At 72.5% G+C, this 11,138-nt stretch carries 11 protein-coding genes; 1 reads left to right on the forward strand and 10 read right to left on the reverse strand.

Annotated elements, in window-relative coordinates:
- Position 1: 1 nt before the first annotated feature.
- From carA to efp, 6 genes are all read right to left on the reverse strand, one after another.
- Positions 2-1,258 (reverse strand): glutamine-hydrolyzing carbamoyl-phosphate synthase small subunit, encoded by a 1,257-nt coding sequence (gene carA, locus N865_RS04075; RefSeq protein ID WP_084327923.1) that lies wholly within the window; start codon positions 1,256-1,258, stop codon positions 2-4.
- Positions 1,255-2,574, reverse strand: a complete 1,320-nt coding sequence (locus N865_RS04080; protein WP_034801847.1) for a dihydroorotase — start codon at positions 2,572-2,574, stop codon at positions 1,255-1,257. The genes carA and N865_RS04080 overlap by 4 nt, the downstream gene beginning before the upstream one ends.
- The gene (locus N865_RS04085; protein WP_051510088.1) at positions 2,571-3,617 is read right to left on the reverse strand and encodes an aspartate carbamoyltransferase catalytic subunit; all 1,047 of its coding nucleotides are present in this window, start codon (positions 3,615-3,617) and stop codon (positions 2,571-2,573) included. Before N865_RS04085 ends, N865_RS04080 begins: the two co-directional genes overlap by 4 nt.
- Complete coding sequence (gene pyrR / locus N865_RS04090; RefSeq protein ID WP_281173478.1) at positions 3,614-4,189, reverse strand: bifunctional pyr operon transcriptional regulator/uracil phosphoribosyltransferase PyrR; 576 nt, start codon at positions 4,187-4,189, stop codon at positions 3,614-3,616. Before pyrR ends, N865_RS04085 begins: the two co-directional genes overlap by 4 nt.
- 239 nt (positions 4,190-4,428) lie before the next feature.
- Positions 4,429-4,842: a transcription antitermination factor NusB gene (gene nusB, locus N865_RS04095; RefSeq protein WP_034801851.1), complete on the reverse strand. Its 414-nt coding sequence runs from the start codon at positions 4,840-4,842 to the stop codon at positions 4,429-4,431.
- Positions 4,843-4,849: 7 nt separating this feature from the next.
- Positions 4,850-5,413 (reverse strand): elongation factor P, encoded by a 564-nt coding sequence (gene efp, locus N865_RS04100; RefSeq protein WP_034801909.1) that lies wholly within the window; start codon positions 5,411-5,413, stop codon positions 4,850-4,852.
- A gap of 205 nt (positions 5,414-5,618) precedes the next feature.
- Here efp and N865_RS04105 point away from each other — a divergent pair, with 205 nt between their 5' ends.
- Entirely contained in the window at positions 5,619-7,709 is a 2,091-nt protein-coding gene (locus tag N865_RS04105; RefSeq protein WP_034801853.1) for a HelD family protein, read from the forward strand.
- Between the two features lie 61 nt (positions 7,710-7,770).
- Here the strand turns inward: N865_RS04105 and aroQ are convergent, their stop codons facing one another.
- Genes aroQ through aroC form a run of 4 tightly spaced genes read right to left on the reverse strand, consistent with a single transcriptional unit; the run spans position 7,771 to position 11,101 of the window.
- A complete protein-coding gene (aroQ, locus tag N865_RS04110; protein ID WP_034801854.1) occupies positions 7,771-8,208 on the reverse strand; it encodes a type II 3-dehydroquinate dehydratase in 438 nt (145 codons plus the stop codon).
- A 9-nt stretch (positions 8,209-8,217) separates the two neighbouring features.
- On the reverse strand, positions 8,218-9,324 hold the full coding sequence (aroB, locus tag N865_RS04115; RefSeq protein ID WP_034801855.1) for a 3-dehydroquinate synthase: 1,107 nt from the start codon (positions 9,322-9,324) through the stop codon (positions 8,218-8,220).
- Positions 9,321-9,887 (reverse strand): shikimate kinase, encoded by a 567-nt coding sequence (locus tag N865_RS04120; protein ID WP_281173477.1) that lies wholly within the window; start codon positions 9,885-9,887, stop codon positions 9,321-9,323. Before N865_RS04120 ends, aroB begins: the two co-directional genes overlap by 4 nt.
- Positions 9,881-11,101: a chorismate synthase gene (gene aroC / locus N865_RS04125; protein WP_034801856.1), complete on the reverse strand. Its 1,221-nt coding sequence runs from the start codon at positions 11,099-11,101 to the stop codon at positions 9,881-9,883. Before aroC ends, N865_RS04120 begins: the two co-directional genes overlap by 7 nt.
- Positions 11,102-11,138 lie beyond the last annotated feature (37 nt).

Raw genomic sequence — 11,138 nt, forward strand, 5'->3', positions numbered from 1 at the left:
GTCAATTGCTCCCTTCGGTCGCGGGTCCGGCGCTTCGTGTCGTCGCGCCTTCCCTCCTCGACTCGCTCGCTTCGCTCGCATCGCTCGTCGGTCCAGGCGCGACGAGCGCCGGACGCTGTTCCATCAGGTCGAGGAAGCGGTCGAAGAGGTAGGCCGCGTCGTGCGGTCCGGCGGCGGCCTCCGGGTGGTACTGCACCGAGTAGGCAGGCAGGTCAAGGCATTCCAGACCCTCGACGACGTCGTCGTTGAGGCACACGTGCGAGACGCGGACGCGGCCGTATGCCGTGTCGCTCTCCCGGTCGATCGGCGCGTCCACGGCGAAGCCGTGGTTGTGGGCCGTCACCTCGACCTTGCCGGTCGTCCGGTCCATGACCGGCTGGTTGATGCCACGGTGGCCGTACTTCAGCTTGTAGGTGCCGAAGCCGAGGGCCCGGCCGAGGAGCTGGTTGCCGAAGCAGATCCCGAAGAAGGGGATCCGCGCGTCGAGGACCTGACGCAGCAGGCCCACCTCGCGGTCGGCCGTGGCGGGGTCGCCCGGCCCGTTGGAGAAGAAGACGCCGTCGGGGCCGTGCTCGCCGATGGCGAGGACGTCGTCGAGCGTCGCCGTGGCCGGCAGCACGTGGACCTCGATCCCGCGCAGAGACATGAGGTGCGGAGTCATGGCCTTGATGCCGAGGTCGAGCGCCGCGACGATGAAGCGCTTCTCGCCGACCGCGGGAATGATGTACGGCTCGGTCGTCGAGACCTCGGCGGCGAGCGCCGAGCCGGCCATCTGGGGGCTCGTCCGGACGACGTCGAGCAGCTCGGGCTCGGGACGAGCGGCGGCGGCGCCGCTGAAGACCCCGACCCGCATCGAGCCGCGCTCGCGCAGGTGCCGGGTCAGGGCGCGGGTGTCGATGCTGCAGATCCCGACGACGCCCTGCTCGCGCAGCTCGTCCTCGAGGTCGCGCGTCGCACGCCAGCTGGAGGAGCGAAGGGCGGGGTCGCGCACGACGTAGCCGGCTGCCCAGATCCGCGCCGACTCGTCGTCCTCGCGGTTGACGCCGGTGTTGCCGACGTGCGGGGCCGTCATGACGATCACCTGGCGGTGGTAGCTGGGGTCCGTCAGGGTCTCCTGGTAGCCGGTCATGCCGGTGGAGAAGACGGCCTCGCCGACGGTCTCGCCGAGGGCGCCGTAGGACGATCCGCGAAAGGTCCGGCCGTCCTCGAGGACGAGGATGGCCGGCTCGCGGTGCTGGCTGGGGACGTTGAGGGTCACAGGGCGTTCTCCGTCGCGGTCGAGGGGGTGAGCTGGTGGTCGGTGCCGTGGGTGACGCGCCCGCGGTGCACCGTCGTCACGACCGCGCCGGTGAAGGTGCGGCCGTGCCACGGGTTGTTGCGGGAGCGGCTCCGGCTGGTGGCGGCGTCGACGGTGACGGCGCGGTCGGGGTCGATGAGGGTGAGGTTGGCCGGGCTCCCGGCTGCGAGGGGGCGGCCCTGGCCGGCGAGCTGCCCGATCCGGGCCGGGTTGACCGACATGACGCGGGCGACGCCGGCCCAGTCGAGCAGGCCGGGGCGCACGAGGAGCTCGCTGACGACGGGTAGCGCCGTCTCGAGGCCGAGCATCCCGAAGGCTGCGTCGACGAAGGCGTGCTCCTTGTCGTGGCGGGCGTGCGGGGCGTGGTCGGTGGCGACGGCGTCGATCGTGCCGTCGACGAGCGCCTGACGCAGCGCCTCGACGTCCTCCGCCGGCCGGAGCGGCGGGTTGACCTTGTAGACGGGGTCATATCCTGTGAGCAGGTCCGTCGTCAGGGCGAGGTGGTGCGGCGTGACCTCGGCTGTCACCTCGATGCCCTGCGCCTTGGCCCAGCGGATCACCTCGACGGATGCCGCTGTCGACACGTGCGCGATGTGGACCCTCGACCCGGTGTGGCGGGCGAGCATGACGTCGCGGGCGACGATGGACTCCTCGGCGATACCGGGCCACCCGGGCAGACCGAGCCGGCCTGAGACCTCGCCCTCGTGGCAGCACGCCGAGGCGTCGGCGAGGCGGGGGTCCTGGGCGTGCTGGGAGATGACGCCGCCGAAGGGCTTGATGTACTCCAGGGCGCGCCGCATGATCCGCGCGTCGTGGACGCACTTGCCGTCGTCGGAGAAGACCCGGACGCGGGCCCTCGACCGGGCCATGAGGCCGAGCTCGGCGAGCTCGACGCCCTCGAGGCCCTTCGTCACGGCGCCGACGGGAACGACCTGGGTGAGGCCGCAGGCGGCACCCAGGTCGAGGACGCGCTCGGCGGCCTCCGCCGTGTCGGTGACGGGGCTCGTGTTGGCCATCGCGAAGACGGCGGTGAAGCCGCCCGCCGCGGCCGCTGCGGAGCCCGTGGCGATCGTCTCGGCGTCCTCGCGGCCCGGCTCGCGCAGGTGGACGTGGAGGTCGACGAGCCCCGGCAGGGCGACGAGGCCGTCGGCGTCCACGGTCGTGTCGACACCGGTCGCGTCGACCCGGCCGACCTCGCGGATGAGGCCGTCCTCGACGAGCAGGTCGGCGCCCTCGGCCCCGAGGAGGCGGGCGCCCTTGATCAGCAGGCGGCTCATCGGAGCGCACCCCCTTCCATGGTCGTGAGGGCACTGGCGAGCGCGCCTGAAGCGGGCAGGGCTCCCGTCGCGGCCGATCCCGTCAGGGGACCGCTCGCTGCGTCGTCGCCGGCGAGGAGGTGGTAGAGCACCGCCATCCGCACCGCGACACCCGCCGAGACCTGGTCGAGGACGACGGACTGCGGGGCGTCCGCGGCGTCGGCGGCGATCTCGAGGCCGCGGTTCATCGGGCCCGGGTGCAGGACGAGGACGCCGGGGTTGCGGCGCACGAGCGCCTCGAGGCGTTCACGCGTCAGGCCGTAGCCGACGGTGTACTCGCGGGCGGTCGGGAAGTAGCCGCCGCTCATCCGCTCCTTCTGGACGCGGAGCATCATGATGGCGTCGACGGGCTCGTCGGCGGTGAGGACGGCGTCGAGGTCCCAGCTCGTGGCGAACCCGTCGGTCTCGCTCCACGTCCCGATCCCGCTCGGCATGAGCGTCGGCGGCGCGACGACCGTGACCCGGGCGCCGAGCTTCTTGAGGGTGATGACGTTGCTCCGGAAGACGCGCGAGTGCGTCAGGTCGCCGACGATGACGACGTGCTTGCCCTCGAGGTCATCGAGGCGGGTGCGCAGTGTGTAGGCGTCGAGGAGCGCCTGGGTCGGGTGCTCGTGCGTGCCGTCGCCCGCGTTGATGACGCTGGCCCTGACCCACTGGGCGACCTGGTGGCACGCGCCGGACGCGTTGTGCCGGATCACGAGGGCGTCGACCGCCATGGCGTCGATCGTCATGGCGGTGTCGCGCAGGCTCTCGCCCTTGCTCGTCGAGGAGCCCTTGGCCGACAGGTTGATGGTGTCGGCGGACATCCACTTGCCGGCGATCTCGAACGAGGAGCGGGTGCGGGTCGAGTCCTCGAAGAAGAAGTTGATGACGGTGCGCCCGCGCAGGGTCGGCACCTTCTTGACCTCGCGCCGCTGGAGGTCGTGCATCGAGGCGGCCGTCGCGAGGATGTCCTCGATGTCCTGCCTGCTGAGGTCGGCCGACGAGATGAGGTGCCGGGTCATCGGGCCTCGCCCCCGCTGATGCGCACGACGTCGAGCCCGTCGAGCTCGGCGAGCCTGACGTGGATGCGCTCGTCGCGCGAGGTCGGGAGGTTCTTGCCCACGTGGTCGGCCCGGATCGGCAGCTCGCGGTGGCCGCGGTCGACGAGGACGGCGAGACGCACGGCGCGCGGGCGGCCGAGCTCGGAGAGGGCGTCGAGGGCCGCCCGGATCGTCCGCCCCGAGTAGAGGACGTCGTCGACGAGGACGACGACGCGGTCGTCGATGCCGGTCTCGGGGATCCGCGAGCGGTGTGCGGCACGCACGGGGTGGCGGCGGAGGTCGTCGCGGTGGAGGGTGATGTCGAGCTCTCCGACCGGGATCTGCGTGCCCTCGACCTCGGAGATCGCCGCGGCGAGGCGGCGCGCGAGCGGGACGCCGCGAGAGGGGATCCCGAGGAGGACGAGCCCCTCGGCGCCCTTGTTGCGTTCGAGGATCTCGTGGCCGATGCGCCGCAGCGCCCTGGCGATGTCGTCGGCACTCATGACGTCACGGGCGTCAGCCGGGGTGCTCGAGGTGGGATTGGGCGCACTCAGGTCAGGGCAGGTCACAGCCGCTGGACCTCCTTCCCCGCCTCACAGGACGGTGGTTAAAGGATGTCGATTCGGGCTGAGTCTACCTGCTGCGCGAGGCGCTCTCGACGCGCCTCGTGCCGTGGCAGCCCGACGCCCCCGAACCCGCGAGGTGGGGCGGGCCCAGCGGCATACGACCGCGTCGTCCGTGGACGACGAAGGGCCGGCCCCGAGCGGGAGCCGGCCCTTCGTGAGGAACGGGGTCAGACGATCGTCGCCTTGACCTCGGCGAGGCGGCCGAGGAGGCCGTTGACGAAGCTCGGGGACTCGTCGGTGGAGAGCTCGGTCGCGAGCGCCACGGCCTCGGAGATCGCGACGGCGTCGGGGATCTCGTCGTTCCAGAGGACCTCCCACGCGCCGAGGCGCAGGATGGCCCGGTCGACCGCAGGCATCCGCTCGAGCGTCCACCCCTGGCTGTAGTCGGTCAGCGCGGCGTTGATGTCGCCCCACTTGGCGACGACCCCACGCACGAGCTCGGCGGTGTAGGGGTTGTTGCCCGCGCGCGACTCGGGATCGCCGAGCCGCTCGTCGAGGAGCGTCACGGCGTTGAGGCCGCGCTGGTCGGCCTCGAAGAGGATGTCGAGGGCCCGGGCTCGGGCCTTGGTGCGTGCGGCCACCGGGACGTCAGTCGTTGACGCGGCCGAGGTACGACCCGTCGCGGGTGTCGACCTTGACCTTCGTGCCGGTCTCGAGGAAGAGCGGCACCTGGATCTGGGCGCCGGTCTCGAGCGTCGCCGGCTTGGTGCCGCCGGTCGAGCGGTCGCCCTGCAGGCCCGGCTCGGTGTGCGTGATCTCGAGGACGACGGAGGCCGGGAGCTCGACGTAGAGCGGGGCGCCCTCGTTGGTCGCGACGATGGCGTTCTGGTTCTCGAGCAGGTAGTTGGCGGTGTCGCCGACGACGGTCTCCGACACGTGGAGCTGGTCGTAGGTGTCGGTGTCCATGAAGACGAAGTCGGTGCCGTCCTTGTAGAGGTACTGCATGGTGCGCTTGTCGACGTTGCTCGTCTCGACCTTGACACCCGCGTTGAACGTCTTGTCGACGACCTTGCCGGAGAGCACGTTCTTGAGCTTGGTGCGCACGAAGGCGGGGCCCTTGCCCGGCTTGACGTGCTGGAACTCCACGACGGACCAGAGCTGTCCCTCGATGTTGAGCACCATGCCGTTCTTGAGGTCGTTGGTCGAAGCCATCGTCACAAACCACTTTCGTATGCCGGCCGGCTCGGCGCGCGCCGCTGGGCACGCCGCAGCCCCGGACGTTCTTTGACTTGGGGAGTTGCCGCACGAGTCTAGCCGGGCGGCCACCCGAACGCGGAATCGTCGTCGCCGGTCGGGGCCTTCGCCGGTGTAGGCTGCCCCTCCCCCTGCATCCCCGGTCCTGAAAGGCTGCTTCGTGATGCCCTCGCCCGCGAGCGCCGACCGCACGGACCACCTCGTCGATGGGCTCGCGGACGAGCTCGCCGAGGAGCAGGCCTACCTCGACGAGGCGAGGGAGCAGCTCGGCCGGATGCGGCGCCTCGCCGAGTCGCTCGACGCCGCCAAGGCGAGCGACGCAATCTCGGGAGAGGTGCTCGGCCGCGTGCTCGCGCGCCGGATCGCCTCGCTGCAGGACGACCCGCACACGACGCTCTTCTTCGGACGCATCGACGTCGAGCCGGCAGGCGGCACGCCCGAGCAGTTCCACATCGGCCGCCGCCACGTCTCCGACGAGGCCGGCGACCCCGTCGTGGTCGACTGGCGGGCGCCGATCTCGACCGCGTTCTACCGCGCCTCACCGCTCGAGCCGATGGATGTCGTGCTGCGGCGCCGGTTCGGGGTCGACCGCGGGCGCCTCACCGCGATCGAGGACGAGCATCTGCGCGAGCCCGCGCGCTCGGCCGGCGCGAGCGCAGGCTCGCTGCTTTCCGCAGAGATCGAGCGGCCTCGCACCGGCCCGATGCGCGACATCGTCTCGACGATCCAGCCCGAGCAGGACGAGATCGTGCGGAGCGACGTGGGCGTCACCGTCTGCGTCCAGGGGGCGCCGGGCACCGGGAAGACCGCGGTCGGCCTGCACCGCGCCGCGTGGCTCCTCTACTCCTTCCGCGAGCGCCTCGACCGCTCGGGCGTGCTGGTCGTGGGACCGAACCGGGCGTTCCTCGACCACATCGGTGCGGTGCTGCCCTCGCTCGGCGAGGTACGCGTCGGACACGCGACGATCGAGTCCCTGCTCGACCACGGGCGGGTCCGGGCGGTGGAGCCGGCCGGCCTCGCGACGCTCAAGGGCGATCCCCGGCTCGCCGAGGTGCTGCGCCGCGCGGTGTGGTCGCACGTCGGTCGCCCGGACGAGGCGGTCGTGGTGCCGCGCGGGGTGCGCAAGTGGCGCGTTCCGGCATACGAGGTGCAGGAGATCCTCGACGAGCTTGCGACGCGCGGCGTTCGCTACGCCGCGGCGCGCGACCTGCTCCCCCAACGGCTCGCCCACCACGTGCTGCTCGAGATGGAGCGCGCCGGCGAGGCACCCGACGACCGCGTCCAGGACGCCGTCGCGAGGTCGGTCCCCGTCCGGAAGTACGTCGCCTCGGTGTGGCCGGCGCTCGACCCACAGGCGGTGCTGCACCGGCTGTGGTCCGACGCCGACGCGCTGCGAGCCGCTGCGGACGGCGTCCTCGACGACGATGAACAGCGGGCGCTATTGTGGGACAAGCCGGTTCGCACCAAGGGGGCGGCGCGATGGACGTTCGCCGACATGGCGCTCCTCGACGAGGTCGCCGACCTGCTCCACCGGACCCCGAGTCTCGGGCACGTCGTCCTCGACGAGGCCCAGGACCTCTCCCCCATGCAGCTGCGTGCCGTCGGCCGTCGGTGCTCGACCGGGTCTGCGACCGTCCTCGGTGACATCGCCCAGGGCACGACGCCGTGGGCGACGTCCTCGTGGGACGAGGCGATGGGCCACCTCGGCAAGGCCCGGCACGACCTCGTGGTCCTCGACCGCGGCTTCCGGGTCCCGGGCCTGGTCATCGAGTATGCCGCGCGTCTGCTGCCCTTCATGGCGCCCGGCCTCGGCGCTCCGGTGTCGGTGCGCGACAACCCCGGTCGCCTCGCGATCCGGGCCGTGCTGCTCGGCGCACTCGAGGCCGAAGTCGTTCGCGCCGTCGAGGCGGCGGCCGCCTCGCCCGGCTCGGTCGGCGTCATCGTCGCCGACGCCGCCGTCGCAGCGCTGTCGGCGGCCCTCACCGCTGCGGGGGTCCCCCACGGGCGGGTCGACCGCGACCACGGGGACGACGAGGACCACCCGGTCGAGGTCGTGCCGGCGAGCGTCGCCAAGGGTCTCGAGTTCGACCGGACGGTCGTCGTCGAGCCGGCAGCGATCGCCGCCGCCGAGCCCGACGAGCGCACGGGGCTGCGCCGGCTCTACGTCGTGCTGACGCGGGCCGTGTCGGAGCTGACGATCGTCCACGCCGACCCCCTGCCCGAGGCCCTGCACCACCCCCCGGTCGATGTATGACCGCGCCGTCCGGGCCGCGGTCATACATCGACGCGGGGGTCATCTGGGGGTCATCTGGGGGTCAGACGAGGGCGCGTAGGGCGAGCAGGTAGGACTGCAGCCCGAAGCCGGCGATCGTGCCCGTCGCGACGCCGGCGACCACGGACGTGTGCCGGAACTCCTCGCGGGTCGCGGGGTTGCTCAGGTGCACCTCGACGAGGCTGCGCCCGCTCGTCGTCACGATCGCGCAGGCGTCGCGGACGGCATACGAGTAGTGCGTCAGGGCGCCCGGGTTGAGCACGACGTCGGCGCCGACGTCGACGGCCTCGTGGAGCCAGTCGACGAGCTCGCCCTCGTGGTTGGTCTGGCGGCAGTCGGCGACGAGCCCGAGGGCCCTCGCCTCGGTGACGACGGCCCGGTGGATGTCGTCGAGGGTGTCCGAGCCGTAGATCTCCGGCTCACGCGTGCCGAGGCGGTTGAGGTTCGGTCCCGACAGGACGTAGACCAGGGGTGCCGTCATGGGCGGAGTCTAGTTCGCGGCCGCGGTCGCGGGCGTGCCGACGAGGCCGTATGCCGCTCGGAGCGTCTCGTCGCTCGGGCCGGCGAGGCGGGTGGGCCGGGCCAGCCCGTCGAGGACGACGAACCTCAGGGTCGACCCGCGGGACTTCTTGTCACGGCGCATCGCCGTCAGCAGGTCCTCCCACCGGTCGTCGCGGTAGGTCGTCGGCAGGCCCACCGACGCGAGGACCGAACGGTGCCGCGCGACGAGGGCCTCGCCCTCGGGACCCGCGAGATGACCCGTGAGCCGCGCCAGCTCGGCGACGTAGACCATGCCGACGCTGATGGCCTCGCCGTGCCGCCAGGTGTAGCCCTCGACCTGCTCGATCGCGTGGCCGAACGTGTGGCCGTAGTTGAGGATCTCGCGCAGGGAGCTCTCGCGGAGGTCGGCCGCGACGACCTCCGCCTTGACCCTGACCGCGCGCTCGATGAGCTCGCGGAGGCGGGGGTTGTCGGTGCGGCGGGCAGCCTCGGGATCGGCCTCGACGAGGTCGAGGATGGCGGGATCGGCGATGAAGCCGCACTTGATGACCTCGGCGAGCCCGGCGACGAGATCCGCCTCCGGGAGCGTGGCGAGGACATCGACATCGCAGAGCACCCCGGCCGGCGGGTGGAAGGCGCCGACGAGGTTCTTGCCCTCGGCGGTGTTGACGCCGGTCTTGCCGCCGACGGCTGCATCGACCATGCCGAGAAGGGTCGTCGGGACCTGGACGACGCGCACGCCCCGCAGCCAGCCGGCGGCGACGAACCCGGCGAGGTCGGTGACGGTGCCGCCCCCGACTCCCACGACCGCGTCGGTGCGGGTGAACCCGGCCCGGCCGAGCAGCGCCCAGAGGTCCGCAGCGACGCCGATCGTCTTGGCGGCCTCGGCGTCGGGCACCTCGGCCCGGTGGACGGCATACCCCTGCTCCGTGAGGGCGACCTCGACGCGTCCGGCGAGCACGGAGAGTGTCGGCGGGTGCACGACGAGCACGCGCTCGACGTCACCACCGAGCAGGGTCCCGACGCGGGCGAGCACTCCGGAGCCGATGAGGACGTCGTAGTCGTCGCCCACCGCGATCGTCGTCACGTCGCTCATGCGTCCGGGCCGCCGGTCGCCTCGAGCCGCGCGACGATCTCGTCGACGACGTCCTCGGGCGTGCGCCCCGCCGTGTCGACCCGCAGCGTCGCGACCCGCTCGTAGGTCGCGCGCCGGGCGTTCATCATCGCCACCCACGACGCCCGCGGGTTGACGGACAGGAGCGGACGTGACCGGTCGAAGCCGATGCGCTTGCTCGCGTCGGCGATGGCGACGTCGAGGAAGACGACGGTGTGCCCGTCGAGCGCGGCCTCGGTAGCCGGGTCCATGACGGCCCCGCCACCGACGGCGACGACGCCGGTGTGCTCGGCGAGGGCCCGAGCGACCTCGGCGCGTTCGAGAGCACGGAAGACCGGCTCGCCGTCGTCGACGAAGATGTCGCTGATCGACCGGCCCTGGGCGGCCTCGATCGCCGCGTCGGTGTCGTGCAGCTCCGCGCCGAGACGCGTGGCGAGGGCGGCACCGACAGTCGACTTGCCCGCGCCCGGAGGTCCGACGAGCACGACGCGCGGACCGTCGGTCGAGCGGGGATGCGGGGCCGACGCCCGACGGGTGGTCACCACGTCCGCAGCCCCTCTCGGATCCCGGCGAGGTATGCCGCATGGTTGCGCGACGTCTCCGCGACCGAGTCGCCGCCGAACTTCTCCAGGCAGGCCTGCGCGAGGACGAGGGCGACCATCGCCTCCGCCACGACCCCGGCGGCCGGGACCGCGCAGACGTCGGAGCGCTGGTGGATCGCCGTGGCCGCCTCCCCGGTGACGACGTCGACCGTCGCGAGGGCGCGCGGGACGGTGCTGATGGGCTTCATCGCGGCGCGGACGCGGAGGACCTGACCGGTCGACATGCCGCCTTCGGTGCCCCCGGCCCGACCCGTCCGACGGACGATCACGCCGTCGACGAGGTCCATCTCGTCGTGCGCCTCCGAGCCGCGACGGCGGGCCGTCTCGAAGCCGTCGCCGACCTCGACCCCCTTGATCGCCTGGATGCTCATCAGGGCAGCGGCAAGCTGGGCATCGAGCTTGCGGTCCCAGTGGACGTGGGACCCGAGGCCCGGCGGCAGGCCGTAGGCCAGCACCTCGACGACCCCGCCGAGCGTGTCGCCGTCCTTCCTGGCGGCGTCGACCTCGGCGACCATGGCGTTCGAGCCCTCCGGGTCGAAGGCGCGCACGGGGTCGGCGTCGAGTCGCTCGACGTCGTCGGGCGTCGGCAGCGCGGCACCGGGGCGGACCGCAGCCGTCCCGATGGAGATGGTGTGGGAGACGAGGCGTATGCCGTACGCCTGGTCGAGGAACCGGGCCGCGACCTCCCCGAGCGCGACCCGTGCTGCCGTCTCGCGCGCCGAGGCCCGCTCGAGGACCGGACGGGCATCCTCGTAGCCGTACTTCTGCATGCCGACGAGGTCGGCATGCCCCGGGCGGGGCCGGGTGAGCGGCCGGTTGCGGGCGATCTCCTTCTCGGCGTTGACGTCGTCGGCGGCGGCATACGCCTCGGCCGAGACGGGCTCCGGGCTCATGACGGTCTGCCACTTCGGCCACTCGGAGTTGCCGACGCGGATCGCGAGGGGCGAGCCGAGCGTGACGCCGTGGCGCAGGCCGCCGAGGAACTCCACCTCGTCCTGCTCGAACTTCATCCGGGCACCGCGGCCGTGGCCGAGCCGTCGGCGCGCGAGCGCCGCCTGAACGTCCTTCGCCTGCACCTCGACACCGGCGGGCAGTCCCTCGAGCATCGCGACGAGGGCGGGCCCGTGTGACTCACCGGCGGTCAACCAACGCAACATGCCCCGATCCTCCCACGCACTCCGCGACCGCCCGCCG

The organism is Intrasporangium oryzae NRRL B-24470 (assembly GCF_000576595.1).
GTDB lineage: Bacteria > Actinomycetota > Actinomycetes > Actinomycetales > Dermatophilaceae > Intrasporangium_C > Intrasporangium_C oryzae.